The sequence below is a fragment of the Hungatella sp. genome, from assembly GCF_046966825.1.
In genome coordinates this window covers 1-18,643 of sequence record NZ_JBKVCZ010000126.1, presented here as the reverse complement: position 1 = coordinate 18,643, position 18,643 = coordinate 1, and the positions used below count along the sequence as shown (strand labels likewise).

The window sequence follows — 18,643 nt, the reverse complement described above, 5'->3', positions numbered from 1 at the left end:
GGCATGCAGAATACGCCTCCCAGCCCCTTTCTTGCTGCCGAGAACAGGACATCCCGTTCATCCAGCTTCAGCAGGTTGCAGCTGACCCCGGCCCTCTGAAAGATCTCCATGCCGGTCTCAAAGGTTCTGGCGATGTTGCTGCAGAACAACAGCTGGCCGTTTAAATCCTTGAGCGTGACGCTGTTCCTGCCCCAGAATGGATGCGTGTTGTTCACAGCTATGTAATACCTGCCCACCATAAGATCACGGCTCGTCAGGCGGCTGTCAAGTATTTCCCCCAGATTCAGCCCGGCATCCGCGTCGCCGCTGGCCAGCATGGCGTGGATCTGGTCTGTGTCGCAGAACTTCAGCTCCACCTCGCATTCCGGATGGATTTTCCGGTAATCATCCAGCATGTTTCTGAGCACCCCAAAGCCGGAGGCGATCACCATGCGCCGATTGTTGCGGTTTGCTATCTGCCTGGATTTTAAGGTCCCCTCTTCCAGAAGTGAAAACGCGCTGTTTACGTACTCCAGAAAGCAGCGCCCCGCCTCTGTCAGCTCAATACGGTTCCCTTTTCGTTCAAACAGTAGAAAATCCAGTTCTTTTTCCAGCCTGGCAATCGCCGTGGATAACGCCGGCTGGGATACGTAAAGTTTCTTTGCCGCCTTCGTGATATTTTCCATGGCGGCTACCTCTCTGAAATAGTGCAGGTGAAGCAGCTCCATCCCATTCCTCCCCTCTCTTTCGCAGTTCATGGCAGCTTCTGTTTTTGCAGATTATGCTATAATTTGCCATTTATAGTAAGCATAACACAGTTTATGCAATTTTCACAATCAGAAAACAGGACGTTATAGAAAATAATCATTTTCTACAGCGCCCTGACTTCTGGTAAATTCTTTAATTAAATTCTTCTGCTAAATCCTGCTGTTCCGATACTCGTTCGCCGATATCCCTTCCAGCTTCTTGAAAACCTTGGAAAAATGCGCCACATCCATGAATCCCACCTCTTCCGAGATATCACCGATTCGAAGCGACGGGTCCTTTAACAGCTTCTTCGCCTCCTCGATCCGGATGTGGTTTAACAGTTCAGAAAAGCTCTTCCCGGTATGACCGTTTAACAGCTTGCTCAAATGCCACTGGCTGACATACGTCTTTTCCGCCACCTCAGCCAGGGTGATCTTCTGGGTATAATTCTCTTCCATGTACTTGAGAGCCGTCTTTACAATAAAGCTTCCGGCATTATGTTCCGATGAATCTTCATTACCGCCAGTCTCCTGCTCCACAGCCCCTTCCGGTTCTGCTGCCGGAGAACCGGGGACTTCCGCCGTGTTCTGCGTCTTTAAAGCGTTCTCCTGTTCCTTTCGTTTGTTCAGCGTATCCGCCATGAACTGAAGCGCTTCCTTGATCTCATCCATATTGGACGGTTTCAGCAGGAAACGGTTCACTCCCAGGCGTATGGCCTTCTGCGCATAATCAAAGTCCCGGTAACCGGTCAGGATAGCAATCATCATCTCCGGAAACTCCACACGGAGCGCCGCAATCATGGACAGCCCATCCATTCCGGGCATGGAAATATCCGTAAAGATAATATCCGGCCGCAGCTTTCGGATTATCTCCAGCCCCTCTAAGCCGCTGCAGGCGGTCGCTGTCACTTCACAGCCATAATCCGCCCACGGCACCACCTTGGAAATACCTTCTACTATAATCGGTTCATCGTCTATAATCACCACTCTATACATCTGCTGCCCACTCTTCCCCGAACGTCATTTTTACAAACGCTCTGCTGCTATCAGTATACCATATTCGGGCGTTTCAAAGAACCCCGAAAATAATTTTCCCTTTATCACCCCTTGACAGCGCCGGCCGTCATACCCTTGATAATATACTTCTGAAGGAAGATATAGACAATCAGGATCGGAATGATAACCAATGCCACAGATGCGGCCATGAGGCCGAAGTTCGTTCCTTCATTGGAAGTCAGCTCGTTTAACAGACGCGTGATGGCACGGTGCTGCGGAAGACGAAGCAGGAACATCTGTGTAAACAGATCGTTATAACTCCAGAGGAAGGAAAAGATCGCTACTGTCGCAAAGGACGGTTTTGCAAGGGGTACTACAATCTTGTAAAAGATCTGGAATGGATTACAGCCTTCCAGATAGGCCGATTCCTCCAGTTCAATGGGGAGACTCCGCACATAGCCGGTCAGTACGACTATGGCAAAGGACATATTACCTGCTACCTGCGGAAGAATCACGCTCGTTAAGGAAAGCGCCAGACTCTCCGTATTGACCATGTGGGCGGAACTCAGCATACGGTATACCGGAATGATTGTGGAGAATACCGGGAACATCATGCCTGCCACCACCAGTGAATTAAGCGGTTTGCGAAGCTTGAACTCGTAGCGGACCAGGCCGAACGATGCCATGCCGGCCAGAACGATAACGATAACCGCCACCGAAGTGGATATAATCATACTGTTGCGGTATGCGCTGAAAATACTGAGACGCTCAAATGCGGTCCGGTAGTTGGCCAGGGTAAACATCGCTCCTGTAGGAAGTGCGAAGGAGTTCGAAAGGATCTCGCCCTTCGCCTTAAAGGAGTTGATGATGACCCAGAAAATCGGATAAATCGTGGTAAGTGCCCAGAAGCCCAGAACGATGTAGATTACCACACTTCCCAGCGATATTTTTTTCCCTCTGCTCATGATGAATCCCCTCCTAATAATCTTTCTCTTTGAAAATTGTGTTGATCACTTTCGCCGTCACAATTCCAAGAACTACGATCAGAACCGCTATGGCGGAGCTGTAATCGACATTTTTCGTATTAAAGGTCTGGTAGTACATGTATGTGCCGGTCAGCCATGTCTCACCCAGCGGAATTCCCTTCGGGAACATGGTCCACGGGAGGTCGAATACCTTTAATGCACCGGTAACACCGAGAACCACACAGGTACACATAACATTGTGAAGCAGGGGAATGGAGACATATCTTACTTTCTGGAATCCTGTTGCTCCGTCGATAGCGGCCGCCTCATACAGTTCGCCGGATATATTATTGAGTCCGGTGATCAGGATTACAAAATAGAAGCCCACATACTGCCACATAACGGGCAGCATCATCGTGATGAGCGCCAGCTTCTCGCCTTTCCAGTCGATGAGTTCGGTGACGCCGAGACTCTCCAGCAGCTGATTCACCATGCCCTTGTCGTACAGGAAGATCAGGTTGAACATAAGACCTAACGCAGTGGCTGAAATGACGATGGGGAAGAAGTAGACAGTCCGGAAGAATTTTGCTCCGTGGCTGATATTGTCAACCAGAAGCGCCAGGACAATGGCGATTCCTACCTGGCCAATGATGGTGACTACCATCATGAGGATGGTGTTTCTGACTGCCACACGCATGTTCTCATCCTGGAACATGGTCACGTAGTTGGTGTACCACGGATCATTCCAGCCCTTGCTGGCGGCTCCCAGTTCTGTAATCTGCTTAAAACTGTTTAAAATGTTCTGTATAAATGGATAGTACAAGAAAATTGCCATGAAGGCGAACGCCGGAACCAGAAAAAGGAACAGCGGCTTTTTGTTTTTATAGATATTTGCTCCCATATTCTCACCCTATTTTTTCGTAAAAAAGCCAGAGACGAAAGGCCATTACGTCTCCGGCTTTGAATTGACAGTTATTTAGTTTGCGTGGTAAATCTCCAGGCCTTCCTTGACAGCGTCTTCTGCTGTTACCTTGCCTGTTACGATCTGCGGCATGCCGTCAAAGGTTGACGTTCTGCATTCGCCCTGGAAAATATCCTGAACAGCCGGTGTTAAGGAGGTAACGCCGCTCATCATATCCATTGCCTTTACCTGTAAGGAGTTGAACTGGCTCTGGTCTACCGCCGGCGCTTCTTTCAGTGCGGAAGCTGTATGCTGTGCGAAGATCGGTACGATTTCATTGGAAGTCATATACTCTACGAAGTTGACTGCAACCTCTCTCTTATCCGGATCATCCCATGCTTTCTTCGTGATGTAGTAGCCCATGGATAAACCGCCGATTAAATCAGTTGCTTTTCTGTCTCCCATGCCTGGTACGTAAGTAACAGTGAATTTGTCGAGCTTCTCGGTATCCATGGTGGTTGGGTCATTCGGGTCGGACTGGCATGCGCCTGCGATTCCGCCGACTTTCCAGGAACCGTCGATTAAGAATGCAGCCTTATCTTCTGTGAAGGCAAGGAATGTATCATCATCGGTTGCGGATAATGTATTCTTCGGGAAGTACTCTTTTTCATATAAGTCTTTGACATCGTTGATGCCTGCTACCCATGACTGGCCCTGTGTATCTTCTACGGTTTCCGGAATGTCACAGTGGTTTGCCGGTGTGTTGTGATTGAAGATGGTGTACTCCCACCAGTAATGAGGAATGTTGCCGAGCGCCGCTGCGATTGGGCTGTAGCCTGCTGCCTTGATCTTCTCACAGTCTGTCAGGAACTGATCCCATGTGTAATCCGGTCCCGGTACAGCTACGCCTGCTGCGTCCAGAACTGTTGTATTGACGAACATGGCCTCCCAGAAACCGTTAACCGGCACTGCGTATTTCTTTCCGTCTACGAGAGATGCGGCGATTAAATCGTCGTTCATATTGGAAGCGTACTCCGGATATTCCTTGCGGATATCATCGATGGACATAACCTTGCCCGCCTCGATGAAGGAGTTGGCGTCTGCGCCATTAAACCAGAACAGTACGTCCGGCTCGGAACCCATCTGGAAATCACTTGCCACACGGGCCTTTACGGTCTCGTCGGAAACTGCTGAGGAATCGTTTACGGTGTTTCCTGTCGAAGCTTCCCAGTCCTTCACTGCCTTCTGGTAGTTCGGAGCGTTGCCATCCTCGCCTGCGAATGTGGTCATAACGTTTAATGCGACTGCCTTCTTTGCTTCGGTCGGGGCCTCTGTCTTCGCCTCTCCCTCTGTTTTCGCCTCGGTTCCTGCCTCGGTCTTCGGAGCAGCCGTCGTATCTGTTGTGGACTGTTTGGAGCAGCCGGTGAATACGGTTGTTGTCATAGCCCCTGCCAGTAATAATGCCATCGTTCTTTTCTTCATATTAATTGCCTCCTGTTTTTTTTATACACCCTTTGCATTCCTGCAATTTGTATATCTCATGTCATTATTATCGCTGATTCGGGTGCAAAAATGAATAACCAGTTCTGCCATTTGTTGTATTTTCTTGTTCATTTATCACAGAACAAGAAAATACAACAAATGGCAGAACTGGTGCTCTCTACTGGACAGCTATCGTAAGACGTGCGATGACATGCTGTTCCTCGTCTTTCTCTATTGTAAGGCCGCATGGCTCCCCATACAGAATCCTCAGACGCTGGTTCACGTTGGCAATGCCCAGGTTTCCCGAGGGTTCCCGGCTGAAGTCATAATCGGGCGACAGAAGGCGGCTGATCTTCTCTTCCTCCGCAGGTGTCAGGGTTCCGTCATTCACGATATCCAGATAGAGAAATCCCTCCTTCTCATAGCCCCGCAGGATCACGGTTCCCCGGCCGCTGGGCCTGACGCCGTGTTCGATGGCATTTTCAATGACCGGCTGCAGAATCAGCCGCGGCACTTCATACTGCATAATGGATTCATCCAGCTCCTTGATTACGGTGAGCCGTTTGCCGAAGCGCTCGGAATTGATGTATAAATAGGCGTTCACATACATCATCTCCTCGGAAAGAGGGACAAAGGTCCGCTTCTTCCGGTCCATGGCCGCATCCATCAGCGTAGCCAGAGCCTCGATCATCCGGGATACCTTCTCATTTCCACCCAGGCGGGCCTCCCAGTTGATGATCTCCAGCGTATTATTCATGAAATGAGGGTTAATATGGGACTGGAGCGCCATAATCCTGGCATCCCGCAGCGCGATCTCCTCCTCATAGATGTGGTCAAACTGATACTTCAGCCGTTCGGACATCTGGTTAAAGGACTCCATCAAGTACTTAAACTCCAGATTTTCCGGTTCCTCCTTAATCTGATAGCCAAGATTTCCCGTCTCAATCTGATCGGCTCCCTCCATCATGTCCGCAATCGGCTTCGTGACATTCCGGTTGAATACGCGAAGCAGAATCAAAAGCAGAGGCACCAGGAACAAAAGCATGCCTGCGACGACGAAGGGATAGCCATAAAACGGCGCCTGAATAATCCGCTTATCCGCCTGCATCATCACCGACAGGGTGAAGTACTCTTCCTTCTGCGTGTCATAAACGTAGAGATTTCCGTTTTTGCGGCTGTATCCCGTCTGCTGTGCTGTGCTGCTGCTTTCTTTTATCATCTCCTCGATATCTCCGCCCTTCAGCAGAATGGCCTGGCCGTCGAGGCGGACGAGGACATTCTCCCCCTGCGGGGAATCGATGAGGGGGCCAAAACAGTATGATTTGTCCAGGCGCATGATCAGCGCTCCGAACTGATAATACGAATTGTCAAGAAGGTTCCTGACCATGTAGATCCTGCCGTCCAGGTTAATGTACCCAAGGGCCGTGTCCAGGGTGGAGAGAAACGCCTTAACCCTTTCATGGTCCTCTCTCCAGTAGGTCTGCACCTGCTGATACGTCCCGCCGGCCGCGTTGTTGTAGACGCTGCAGTTCATCCGCTCCGGCTCCTCGTAGCACCAGAGAATCGTGGTGGAAAAGCACTGGTTCTGACGGTATTCTTTATTTAAATAATCATTGCTCGCGGTATAAAGGCCACCATAACTTAAATTGCCGCGGGAGTACTCTCTCCACGCCTTCTCCAGCGTCTGGTCATAGGTCGCCTTCCGGGACGCGTTGATTCCGTGATTCAGCCGTTCCACACAGATCTGCCCGTCATAGACCACCTGGTCCACGACCCCCTGCGCCACGGTCCCGTAGCGGTTGCTTAAAATATAGTAGCCAGCCACTCCGATAATCAGGCAGAACGGCAGCAACCAGCACATCAGCATGATGCCTATCATTCGCCATTTCATGGAAATTTCGTTTTTTTCCTGCTTTTTCATCTCTGCTCCCCTGCCGCGTTTAACGGCTGTTTTTTTCTATGTTATATAACGCTTTCTTCATGAAGACCATATGCATAAATTGTACTATTATTATCAAAACAAAGCAACATCATTATCTTCAGAGCGTTCCGTGACGTAAAAAACAGCACCTCCCGTATGATTAAGAACCATAAAAGAGATGCCATTTCTATTATTATATTTTTATAGCAAGCCCGGCAAATGTGCCTGGAATACGGATAAGATGCAGACAAACACAAGTGCGGCAACTCCGGTTATAAAACCTCCGATCGTCCATGCGCGTATCGTATCCTCAACTGAGATTTTGTAAAAACGGTTAATCGCCCAGAAGCCGGAATCATTGGGAAGAGATAAACCGATTCCGCCTGCGCAGATCGCAATACCGCAGAGAACAGGCGATATCCCGCTGGCGGCAATCAATGGGGCAAACATGGAGGAGGTCGTAATCAGCGCAACTCCTGTCGAGCCCTGTGCACAGCGGAGTATCTGGGCTATGATGAAGCACAGCACCAGTACCGGGATATGGAACTGAGACAGTGAGGTAGCTATAAAATCAGCGATTCCCGTTGACTGAAGCATCTTTCCAAAGGCACCGCCCGAGCCGGTAATCAGAAGCACCAGGCCCACCTGACCAGCGGCATCGTTCATCACATCTCCAACCGGTTTTTGCAGATATGGAAGAGAAACAAGAGCGGCATAAATAACGCCGATCAGCATCGCAATATTCTTATCCCCCACAAAGTTCAGTATCTTAACGAGCGTCCCGCCCTCCGGCAGGATCATAGGTCCAAAGCTTCCAAAGAGTATCAGCATAATGGGAACCAGAAGAATCGATACCGCCACACCAAAGCCCGGAACTTTTCTTCCTGCAGTCGATGTTCTGCTCTCCTTTTCAAAATCTTCAATATCCTCAAACGCATATTCATGATGATTTTTTCGGTCCTGCCAATCCAGGAATCTGCCATATCCCAAGCCGCCTACAATGGTACCGAACAAGCCTGCAAGCGCGGCATAGAGGAAGAAAACACCATAGTCCAGCTGAAGGTTTTCCGCTACTGCCATGGGATTCGGAGTCGGTATTACCATCGCTCCTGTCGCCACGGTAGCACAGACAGTTGCACAGCACAGGGAAACGATTGATACCTTCGTTTTCTTTGAAATCACACGTACCATAGGCGCGTACATAATATGTACAACGTCTCCAAAGACAGGAATCCCGGTGATAAAGCCCGCCATAGCCACTGCTATTCTGGATTTTGAACCATTGAATCTTTTCAGGAATGTATCCGCAATGACCTCAATTCCACCGGATTCATACAAAAATCTTCCCAGCATTACACCCAGGCCGATAATAACACCGATGCTCCCCAGTGTATTGCCGAATCCGTTTCCGATTACTTTCGAAATATCCGAGACCGGCATCCGTACCATAAGGCCTGTTCCAATTGTTGTTACCAGCAATGCAATAAAAGCGTTGACTTTGAATTTAATAATTGTAATCAGTAAAATTGCGATCGCAATCAGAAAAATAACGATTAACCATCCTCCAGTAACCATATAAACCTCCCACTTAATCTCCCTTAATCATGCCCAGATTTACCAGGCCCCTTTTAAGCTTCCTCATCTCCTCTTCCGTCAGATCTCTGAACGGAAAACGAGACGGTCCCATATCAAAGCCTTTTAATTTTAAGGCTTCCTTATGTGCGATTGTCGGCATAACAGAGCGAAACAGTTCCCGAATCTGTAAAACTGTTTTCTGTGACGCTTTGGCCGCCTCTATGTTTCCATCTTTAAAATTCGACCATATGCTGAATGAAAGTTCAGGAAATACGCTGGCAACAGCGATAATCCCTCCGGCGGCTCCTGCCATAAGGGCAGGGAGCACCTGAGCATCATTTCCCGTGATCAGCTCAAAATCCATCTTTTCCATTGCAACCTGATAGTTGAGCAGGGTCATAAAATCCATGCTGCTGTCCTTCACTCCGCAGATATTCCGATGCTGCTCTGCCACTGTTTTCAACACCATCGGCGTGATGGGATTATTCGTCATGCCGCTCATATTATAAAGATATACCGGCATTCCCTCCGCCGCTTCCGCCACTTTTCCAAAGTACCGGCACAGCGCCATCTCATCATATCTGTGATAGTACGGAGCGGTAACAGAGACCGCATCCGCACCTTCCTTCTTAGCCCATTCGATCATATGGTACAATTCGTGCTCGTTCATGGCAGTCACATTAAAGAGTACTGTTACCTCCTCTTCTGCCGCTTCTTTCGCAGCAGCCAGGAGACGCTCCCTCTCTTCCGTTCTGAGATTAACGAATTCACCGCTGGTTCCGCCTACAAAAATCCCTCTTATTCCGCAGCCGGTGATATACTTAATTAACCTTGCATACTCTCCGGTATTGACTTCACCATTTTCGCAAAAGGGAGTGAGTACCGGAGCTGTAATTCCCTGCAATGTTATATCCTTCATTTACTTTCTCCTCACTTTAAGACAGCGCCTTCATCCGCAGAGGAAACTTCCCTCGCATAACGGTAAAGATACCCTTCTGTAATTTTATATTGAAATTCCGGCAGCTTTTTCAGCCTTCTTTCTATCTCGTCCTCGGACAGTTCCACCGACAGGCTGCCGCCATCGATATCGATGGATATTCTGTCTCCATCCTGCAATGCCGCGATGGGTCCCCTTTGTGACGTCTCCGGTGAAATATGGCCGATGCACGGTCCCCGTGTCGCACCGGAGAAGCGGCCATCCGTAATCAGAGCCACCGTTTCGGAATATCCCATGCCTACCAGTGCTGCCGTAGCGGTCAGCATTTCCCGCATTCCAGGGCCCCCTTTCGGACCTTCGTTGCGTATGACGATGACATCTCCAGCCTTAACCGCACCTTCGTAAATCGCCTTTACCGCGTCCTCCTCACACTCAAAGCAGCGGGCTGGTCCGGTATGCTTTCTCATCTGCGCCACAACCGCGCTCTGCTTGACGACGCAGCCCTTCGGCGCCAGATTTCCATGCAAAACTGCAATGGAGCCTTCAGGTGCATAGGCGTGTTCCACAGTCCGGATCACCTCCTGATTCCAGCTTGTCAGCCGGTCTGCATTCTGTCTGTGAGTTTTACCATTCACCGTCATCAGGTCCAGATCTGCCATTCCGGACAGGGCTTTCAGCACGGCGCCCACTCCGCCGGCTTCGTCGAAATCCAGCATGGTGTGCACACCGGACGGCTTAATCTTAGCCAGATACGGCGTTGTCTTTGATATCTCTCCCAGCTCGTTCATTGTCATATGAAGCCTGCCTTCTCTCGCGATTGCGGGATAATGAAGTGTTATATTGGTCGAACCGCCGACACTGACGCATACTCTCGCCGATAATTCCAGCATCTCCTGGGTGACAATATCCCGCGGACATATATTTTCCTCTACAAGGGAGACAATCCGGACACCGCTCTGTCTTGCAATGCGCTTCTTTTTGCCCGCTACTGCATGGGCTCCCGCACAGCCCGGCAGGGTCAGTCCCATTGCTTCCGCTGCAATGGACATGCTGTTCGCAGTCCCCATCATGGCGCAGGAACCGGGTCCGGGTGACATGATGCCTTCCATTTCCTCATACTCTTCCTTTGAGATCTCACCCTTTAACAGTTTTCCAGCCATTTCCTTCAATTCGTAAGTTGCATAGCTCTTCGACTGATAGACGGCAGGCATCATCGGTCCGCCCGTTACCAGAATTGCCGGTATATTAATCCGCAGCATGGCCATCAGCATGGCCGGGACAATCTTATCGCAGCCGCCTAACAGTACAAGCCCATCCAGCATATGGGCGTTTACATACACTTCAATGGAATCCGTAATCACTTCCCTGCTGGGAAGCACACTGCACATTCCGGCATGGCCCTGCGTAAAACCGTCGCAGATGGAAATTGTATTAATCTCAAACGGCACGCCTCCTGCCTCCGATACCCCCGCTTTAACCTGCTCTGCCAGCTTATCCAGATGGACGTGGCCCGGATGCATCTCATTATGTGTGTTGATAATTCCAATGAATGGTTTTCTTAACTCTTCATTCGACAGGCCCATCCCCCTGAAGTGTGCTCTCGGCCCTGCCATACTCATTCCATTTACGACAACCGCACTTCTGTATTTCGTATTTTTATAAGTAAAGTCCTCCATATGTCCTCCTATGCCTGTAATTTTTCTGTTATTGCCGCTGCGCTTCGTTTCACCTCTTCCGCAAAGGAACAGGCCTTCTCCGGTGAGAATCGGTAATCCGGAGCAGATATTCCTATCGTTCCGGCAAGATTTCCATCAATTCCAAAGATCGGTGCCGCAATACAGACGATATCCGGATTATGCTCCCGGTTATCCAGTGAGTATCCCTGCTGCCGGATCAACTCCAGCTCTCTGTGCAGAGTTTCTTTATGGATAATCGTATTATTCGTATACTGCTTAAGCGGGTTATAGTTCAAATAACTGTCCACCCATTCTCTGCTGTGATACGCAAGAATCAGCTTTCCTCCTGATGTACATTGAAGAGGAATCTTCCATCCAATCCTGGATCTCAGCTGAATCTGATTTTTTGCATCCATCTTTCCTATGTATACTGCCTTATCGTTATCCGGCGCGATCAGATGAATGGTCTCTAACGACAGCTCATTCAACCGGATCATCTCCTCCTGCGCCGCTTCCAGCAAATAATCCGACATATTTACTTTCAGGGCAATATTCATCATGCCCATCCCCAGTTTATACTGCCTCGCCTCTTTGTTTTTTGAAACAAAGCCGCATGCCTGGAGTTCCTGCAGAATCCGGTGAACCGTACTCGGGCTTAAACCGGTTGCTTCTGCGATATCACTGATATTCACCCAACCTTTCTGCTCTGCTAAAGCCAGAATGATCTGAAGTGCTTTTAAAGCACTATACTCTTTCATTTGTTCCTGAAGGTCCATGGCCCCTCCTTCTATTCCATATATGGAATTATCTTTTTAAATGTAGAATCAATTGATATTGTCATTATAAAAAGATTGGATCGTATCGTCAATGGATAAAAAGCAAAAAAAGCAGCCGTTTTTTTGTCTGATAGTTACAAAAAAATGGCTGCTTTTTTCGATATATTTCAAATATAAAATATGATATTTTTCATGCTCTTTTCTATTCTAAATATGAAATTCCCTGGTGAGACCGGTCAGAACTTACAATCAGAGATGATAAACAAAAAAATCCCCCATAAAAAGGGAGGAGCCGGTGGAATGTGGGTTCCACCGGCGAGTTATGAAAAAAAGTCTTTTTATTAAACAAGTTTTTCTTGTCTATGTTTATAGTATACGCAAGAGTTATGAAGTAAGTTTGTAGAAGATGTAAATAAATTTTGTACAACTTGTGAAATATATGTGAAATATGAATTCACTTTCCAAAAAGTTTCCAGAAAGACAAATCCTGGCCATCTCTTCATCAGTCGTAGTAATCGTCTGTCAGCACTCCATTCGTCTCAAAGTAGTACAAGGTTCCGTCGATTTCCATATCCCCGGTCACCATGTGGCCGTCAGAGGCCAGATAGTACCAGTCGTCCCCCAGAATGAGCCAGCCTGTTTTCATATAGCCGTTGGCGTCGAAGTAATACCACTTGCTGTCAATCTCCTGCCAGCCGTCTTTGTAATACTGGTTCTCCCCTTTGCAGTAGTACCAGCCGCTCGCGTCCTGATACCAGCCAATGGCAGCCGCCTGGGTCTCCGGCTGAGTCTCTGCCTTCGTTTCCGGCTGTGCTGCCGGCTTCTGCTCCGCCTGCTTTGATGTCTGCTTGTCCTCCGAGGCATTCCCCGACTGATACGGGCATACGCCGTTGGGATGCAGGTGCGCCGGATGGCCGCCGCAATGGTAATGGTAGCTTCCCAGGCCACTCTTATTCTTGTTGTCTTTGTGGCCTCCGTTGGCATCCGTACGCCCGGAGTGCGCCTCCGCCTCGATGGAAAACGGGGTTCCGGGAACCACGGTGAAGGTAGACACCAGAAGACTGCCGCTCATGAAATAAACCGCCAATTTTTTGCATTGCTTTTTCATATAGTCCCTCCTGCAAATCGTATTTCTTTCATTATACGATAAAGTGCAGGGGAAAGCTATAGCAGCCGCATCTTTTCCTCTAATGAATCAGCGCATTGGCAAGGGGCAGCCCTACCAGAAGCGCCAGTACCAGTTCCAGCACCACGTACATGATGTTGTAGCGGTAGATATCTCCGGATTTCAGCCAGCTCTTATTGCTGAACAGCATGGCCGCAAACGGAGATGCCGCCGGAGTCGCAATGGCACATGAGAGCACAAAGATTCCCATGATGGATACCAATGGAGCGGAATTAATCCCGGCCTGGAGACAGTAGGTGGCTATCACCGGCTGAAGGATCATGCCGATCACCAGGGAATTACAGACATTGGTCAGCACACATCCGATGATCAGGAGCATGGCGCCGAAGACCAGCGGGCTCATACCCGTAAAGATCGGGGAAAGGATAGCATTTAAAAATGCAGTCACTCCTGTGCTCTCATTCGTCAGCACGCCTCCCAATAATATCGCGGATGTCACCAGGAAATACGTTCCCCAGGCAAATACCTTAACATTTTCTTCAATTGTGATAGCCGGAGCCCCATCGATTTTCACGGCAAATAAGATCACCAGGAACAAAAGGGCCATACCGAAGGAATTGGCGCTGAGCCATGCCATACCCGGAAGAGCAGGGAAAAGGCTTGGCAGAAGCATGCTTAACAGGAAACAGACACAGATCAGGGCCACGGTCTTCTGTCTTCTGCTCAGTGGAGGCAGCGGATTTTTGTTGAGCTGTTCCAGCGTCAGATTCTTCAGCTTGCTCACGTCAGGATGCAGGACATATTTGGTGAAGAGGATCACAGCTGCGCTGCACGCAAAGCCGTAAATCAGTGCAACGAACAGCCACTGGCCGTTGTTAATGGTAACGGTTGTTCCCAGAAGGTTCTGAGACACGGTTGTGTAGTTGGAGATCAGCGCGAGGCCGTTGCTCATATAAGGCGGAACCGGGAAACCGATGGCACAGGCCACGACAATCAGGATGATCATAATTGTCGGATACGCCTCGAAGGGCTTCATGCCGATATCATCAAAGATATCGTAAAGGATCGGCCAGAACAGGAAAATCGGCGCAAAGCAGCCTACAAACGCGGCTATCAGCATGGAACCCACAAAGAGTATGGCGGTAAACGCCCACGGACGGCCGATAATAAATTTTCTCGTCAGGAAAAAGCGGCCGATATAAGCGCTGATCCGGTTGGTCTGGAGACTGTTCATCAGGATCATCAGAAAGAACAGCTGGACAACCGTCGGATTGCCGAATGCGGTGTTCAGTACGGCTCCCATCGGCGCATAGCCGGAGGTGCCGATCATGAAAATACAGAGGATGCTGGACCAGACCGGGTCGACCGTCGTCCATAAGTAGAGCGTTCCGATGAAGATGCCGAAGATCTGTTTTCCCACAGGCGTAATATTGGGCATGTTAATCGGAAGCAGACGAAACAGGAGCATAATCGCGATGCCAATCAGGCAGTGAAACGGATACATATTTTTCTTTTGTCTCATGGTATTTCCCCCTAGTACGTTTTATTGTCACAATATTAACATACTGATATCACTCATACCAATAGCAGGTGCTAAGATTCAAAATGCATTTTTCAGTGGATACCGGAGACAAGGTGTGCTATAGTTATATCAGTAAAAAAGGATTTATACGGGAGGATGACCATGGAACCATATCAGATCAGAGAAGATTTTATTCGCTACGGAGTTCGCAAAGAGGCGAAAAAGAATCAATATCTGTTTGATCCATCGCGGGAGGGCTGTGACAATATCTGTTTTCTGGATGAAGGGATCGCCGCACTGACGCGGATCAATGATGATGGAGAAGAACATATTTACCTCTATTTCGGAGAAAAACGGCTGGTCGGCTTCGCCAATGCGCTGGTGAAGCACTTCCCCTATGACTGGCAGCGCTACATCACTCCCTCCCCGTTCTGGATCACAGCAAAGACAAACTGCGTCTACTACAGTATGAGGGAGAAACAGTTTGAGTCCATGATGGATTCTTCCCCGTATTTCACCCAGTGTGTTCTGGGCGCAACGACCTTAAATTATCTGGAACTGGTGAATAAGATCCAGTGGATGATGGACGGTGACAAAACTGCGCAGTTCTGCAAGTGGCTCCTGACCTACTGCATCAAGAAACAGGGGAAATCCATGATCCCCAAGGCTTTTTCCTTCGTAGAGGTCGCCAATTATCTGGGTATGCATCCGGTGACCGTAAGCCGCATTGCCAGGAAGCTGAGAGAGACGGGAATCCTGGCCCGGGTAGACGGGTGCCTGATTATACAGGATGAAGAAAAGTTAAGAGCGATGACGATGCTGCAAAACGGCTGATCAAGGTAATTCTTTTTCAATAACGGAGGGCAAAACTGAACGATTCAGTTTTGCCCTCCGTTATCCGTTTACCAATCTGTTTACTTTCTTTACCAGTCAATCCATTAATTCCTGTTTCCCTTAATATCAAGAAACTCTTCAAAACTCTCGCACATTCTCACCGCGTCCTTCGGATCTCCCATCTCGCAGAATATCCTCAAAAGCGGTTCCGTTCCGGAAAATCTTGCGATAATCCAGCCGCCGTTCTTAAAGTACACCTTGCAGCCATCCAGATAGGAAATCTTATCAATCTCCAGATCCATTTCCGGAAGCTGTTTCTGGATTAGGAGGGTGTCATAGATCTGATCCTTCTTCTCCTGGCTGAACTTGTAATCGCGCTCCTCCATATGGATCGCGCCGTACTCTTCTTCGATATCCTTAGCGATCTGGGACAGCTTCTTGCCGGTAACGGCGATCATCTCCACCAGAAGTGTGGATGCGTAAATACCGTCCTTGCCGTTGATGTGGCCCCGCACCGTCAATCCGCCCGAAGACTCCCCGCCGATGATGGCATTCGTCTCATTCATCTTCGCAGAGATATACTTAAAGCCTACCGGCACCTCGTAGCACTTCTCTCCGAAGCCCTCCGCCACCTTGTCTAACATATGGGTGGTCGCCACGTTGCGGACTACCGCTCCCTTCCAGCCTTTGTACTTAACCAGATAGTAATAAAGCATGACCAGAATGTCATTGGGATGGAGGAATTTACCCGTATCGTCGATAACGCCTACGCGGTCGGCATCTCCGTCGGTGGCGATACCGATGTCGCACTTTCGGTCTACCACGTAATTCTGCAGGCTTCTCAGCGTAAATGCGGACGGCGCCGGCAGTTTTCCTCCGAACAGCGTGTCGTGCTCTTCGTGAATCACCTGTACGTCACAGCGTGCCGTCGCCAAAATGGTCCGCAGCGACGTGTTGCTGACACCGTACATGGGGTCGATGGCAATTCTTAAACCGCGGTCCCGGATGGCCTGCATATCAACCGCACCGATAATATTATCCAGATACTCATTTAAAGGATTGATCTCCTCGATGATTCCGGTCTCGATCCCTTTCTCATACTCCATGATGCGAACCGCCGGTTCCCCGGCTTCAGAGCCGAGGCTGACACAGGCCGCTTTAAGCACCTCCTCTTCGATTCCATGAATATACCGTTCGATCTCTTGGGTCTGGAGTTCATCCGCATCGCGGCCGCCCTTTGTGAATACCTTGATACCGTTGTAGACCGCCGGATTATGGCTGGCCGTAATCATCATGCCGTAAGGCAGCTAGCTCATGGCGCATGACAAAGAACATGATGAGCGGGGTCGGTGCGGAACCGAGGATAAACTTCACCGGAATGCCCTCTGCCGCAAACACTTCACTGGCCCAGATTGCGGATTCCTTCGATAAGAATCTCCTGTCATAGCCGATGGCCACGCCCTGTTCCGCGACCCCCTCGTCCTTCATCTTGTTTACGAGAGCCTTGGACAGCTTCTGGATATTCTCCCTCGTAAAATCATCGCCGATAACGGCTCTCCAGCCGCCTGTGCCAAATTTAATCATGATTCTCCTCCTTATTTCCCATGACAACAGTTACTTCATGACTGCTTCCTGCTTCGAAAGCAGGTATCTTACTTACCTTTTTGCCATCCAGTATCAATTCCTTTACGCCCTTCATCACGCCCTCCGGATTCTTCACGGAGACACGGTACTCTGCGCCGCGCCATACGCGTTTTACAGAGAATTCCTTCCAGTCGGCCGGAATACAGGGATCAATCTGAATGCAGTCAAACTGCGGACGGATCCCCAGCATATAGCGGGTGGCGGAAAAATACGCCCAGCCGCCGCTTCCAGTCATAAACGGGTGGCGTGCCCGGCCGTAAGCCGTGTGATCCTTTCCCATAATAAACTGACAGTAGGAATACGGCTCCGCCTCCCTGATTTCTATTATATCATTCTGATAGTAAGGGCACAATGCATGATAGAACTTCATTGCCCGGTCGCCTCTTCCCAGCTTACATTCCGCGGCCCACGCCCATGGGTTCGGGTGGCTGAAGACGGATCCATTTTCCTTTACACCGGGATAAACTCTGGTGACAAAGCCGATATCATCGTCAGGAACCGTGTAGGACGGACCATTGAGCATAATTCCGTACGGTGTGTATAAGTATTCATCCACAGCGTCCATCGCCTGGATTCCCTTTTCGTAATCCGCAGCGCCGGACAATACCGCCCAGCTGTTGGACTCCAGATGCAGCCTGCCTTCCCGGTCCTGATGGGTGCCGATCTTCCTTCCGTTTTTGGTGATGCCGCGGATATACCAGCCGTCATCCCACAGCTCCCTGTCACAGATCTCCTTCACGGTATGGCGCATATCGGTATAGTGCTTCACATCGTCCTCTCTCCCCAGCCAGGAAGCCGCCTCCAGGAAGTTGTCGATGGCCCAGTAATGAAGGAAGGATACGAGTGCGCTCTCTCCGCCTCCCAGATTCAGGCAGTCGTTCCAGTCGGCACGAAGCCCCTTGCAGACGCCGTGAGCCCCGATCTGCTCCGCGGAAAAATCCAGGATTTTCTTCATATGCTCATAGACCGTGCCGCTTCCGCCGTCGGCATAGGTGATGACCTCATCGAAGAATCCGTACTCTCCGGTCTCCTTCACATATTCCACAATGGAGGCGATCAGCCACAGCGCATCGTCAGAGCAGGTATCCTCAAGGCCGTGTATCATATCAGAAACCTTCGGGGTCGGCACAACCGTAGGCGATTTAAACGGCTTCACCTCCGTGTCCGGATCGAACCACTCCGGCTGGAATAAGTGCAGACCGTATCCGGCCGATACGAGGCCGCGAAGCAGCTCTACCAGCCTCTGGCGGCATTTCTCCGGATTGGAGTGAGGCACCGTCATGGCATCCTGCGCCGTATCCCGGTATCCCAGTCCGGTCCGGCCGCCGACCTCGATAAAGGAGGCGAACCGGGAGAACATGACGTTGATCTCCGCCTGGTACAGCGTCCACGTATTGATCAGCGTGTTCATGCCCTCGTCCGGGGTATCGATCTGAAGCCGGTTACATTTATTGTCCCAGAACGCTTTTAAATCGCTGTATGCCTGATCGACGGCGCTGTGATCCGCATACTTTGCCCGCATGGCGCGGCCTTCCTCCCGCTTCCCCTCGCCCAGCAGGAAGA

General features: G+C 49.8%; 16 protein-coding genes. 1 reads left to right on the top strand and 15 read right to left on the bottom strand.

The window, feature by feature from the left end; translation table 11 throughout:
• The 12 genes from ACLTD4_RS26780 to ACLTD4_RS26725 all read right to left on the bottom strand — a co-directional run.
• On the bottom strand, window positions 1-707 hold a 707-nt coding region (locus ACLTD4_RS26780), incomplete at its 3' end, for a LysR family transcriptional regulator (RefSeq protein ID WP_412331702.1).
• 189 nt (window positions 708-896) lie between these two features.
• On the bottom strand, window positions 897-1,721 hold the full coding sequence (locus tag ACLTD4_RS26775) for a response regulator transcription factor (RefSeq protein WP_025531454.1): 825 nt from the start codon (window positions 1,719-1,721) through the stop codon (window positions 897-899).
• A 104-nt stretch (window positions 1,722-1,825) separates the two neighbouring features.
• Window positions 1,826-2,686 carry a carbohydrate ABC transporter permease gene (locus ACLTD4_RS26770; protein ID WP_055653000.1) on the bottom strand — a complete coding sequence of 287 codons (861 nt, stop codon included), beginning with the start codon at window positions 2,684-2,686 and terminating at the stop codon, window positions 1,826-1,828.
• Between the two features lie 13 nt (window positions 2,687-2,699).
• On the bottom strand, window positions 2,700-3,587 hold the full coding sequence (locus ACLTD4_RS26765) for a carbohydrate ABC transporter permease (protein ID WP_002603739.1): 888 nt from the start codon (window positions 3,585-3,587) through the stop codon (window positions 2,700-2,702).
• Between the two features lie 75 nt (window positions 3,588-3,662).
• A complete protein-coding gene (locus tag ACLTD4_RS26760) occupies window positions 3,663-5,069 on the bottom strand; it encodes an ABC transporter substrate-binding protein (protein ID WP_117620522.1) in 1,407 nt (468 codons plus the stop codon).
• 178 nt (window positions 5,070-5,247) lie between these two features.
• Window positions 5,248-6,990: a sensor histidine kinase gene (locus ACLTD4_RS26755; protein WP_055653002.1), complete on the bottom strand. Its 1,743-nt coding sequence runs from the start codon at window positions 6,988-6,990 to the stop codon at window positions 5,248-5,250.
• Between the two features lie 201 nt (window positions 6,991-7,191).
• The gene (locus ACLTD4_RS26750; RefSeq protein ID WP_055653003.1) at window positions 7,192-8,565 is read right to left on the bottom strand and encodes a GntP family permease; all 1,374 of its coding nucleotides are present in this window, start codon (window positions 8,563-8,565) and stop codon (window positions 7,192-7,194) included.
• A 13-nt stretch (window positions 8,566-8,578) separates the two neighbouring features.
• Window positions 8,579-9,484, bottom strand: coding sequence for a dihydrodipicolinate synthase family protein (locus ACLTD4_RS26745; RefSeq protein ID WP_055653004.1), 906 nt, complete (start codon window positions 9,482-9,484; stop codon window positions 8,579-8,581).
• 11 nt (window positions 9,485-9,495) lie between these two features.
• Window positions 9,496-11,178, bottom strand: coding sequence for a dihydroxy-acid dehydratase (gene ilvD, locus ACLTD4_RS26740; RefSeq protein WP_117620521.1), 1,683 nt, complete (start codon window positions 11,176-11,178; stop codon window positions 9,496-9,498).
• A gap of 8 nt (window positions 11,179-11,186) precedes the next feature.
• A complete protein-coding gene (locus ACLTD4_RS26735) occupies window positions 11,187-11,954 on the bottom strand; it encodes an IclR family transcriptional regulator (RefSeq protein WP_025532197.1) in 768 nt (255 codons plus the stop codon).
• Window positions 11,955-12,456: 502 nt separating this feature from the next.
• Window positions 12,457-13,062 carry an N-acetylmuramoyl-L-alanine amidase family protein gene (locus tag ACLTD4_RS26730; protein ID WP_055653006.1) on the bottom strand — a complete coding sequence of 202 codons (606 nt, stop codon included), beginning with the start codon at window positions 13,060-13,062 and terminating at the stop codon, window positions 12,457-12,459.
• A 79-nt stretch (window positions 13,063-13,141) separates the two neighbouring features.
• Window positions 13,142-14,602 carry an SLC13 family permease gene (locus ACLTD4_RS26725; RefSeq protein ID WP_055653007.1) on the bottom strand — a complete coding sequence of 487 codons (1,461 nt, stop codon included), beginning with the start codon at window positions 14,600-14,602 and terminating at the stop codon, window positions 13,142-13,144.
• Between the two features lie 162 nt (window positions 14,603-14,764).
• Between ACLTD4_RS26725 and ACLTD4_RS26720 the strand changes: the two genes are divergently transcribed.
• Window positions 14,765-15,436, top strand: a complete 672-nt coding sequence (locus tag ACLTD4_RS26720; RefSeq protein WP_242355786.1) for a Crp/Fnr family transcriptional regulator — start codon at window positions 14,765-14,767, stop codon at window positions 15,434-15,436.
• Window positions 15,437-15,540: 104 nt separating this feature from the next.
• Here the strand turns inward: ACLTD4_RS26720 and ACLTD4_RS26715 are convergent, their stop codons facing one another.
• The 3 genes from ACLTD4_RS26715 to ACLTD4_RS26705 form a co-directional block, all read right to left on the bottom strand.
• Window positions 15,541-16,731: a phosphoglucomutase/phosphomannomutase family protein gene (locus tag ACLTD4_RS26715; RefSeq protein ID WP_412331701.1), complete on the bottom strand. Its 1,191-nt coding sequence runs from the start codon at window positions 16,729-16,731 to the stop codon at window positions 15,541-15,543.
• Entirely contained in the window at window positions 16,709-17,020 is a 312-nt protein-coding gene (locus ACLTD4_RS26710) for a hypothetical protein (RefSeq protein WP_412331700.1), read from the bottom strand. The genes ACLTD4_RS26715 and ACLTD4_RS26710 overlap by 23 nt, the downstream gene beginning before the upstream one ends.
• The coding region (locus ACLTD4_RS26705) for a GH36-type glycosyl hydrolase domain-containing protein (RefSeq protein ID WP_412331699.1) at window positions 17,013-18,643 on the bottom strand (1,631 nt) is incomplete at its 5' end. The genes ACLTD4_RS26710 and ACLTD4_RS26705, both read right to left, overlap by 8 nt.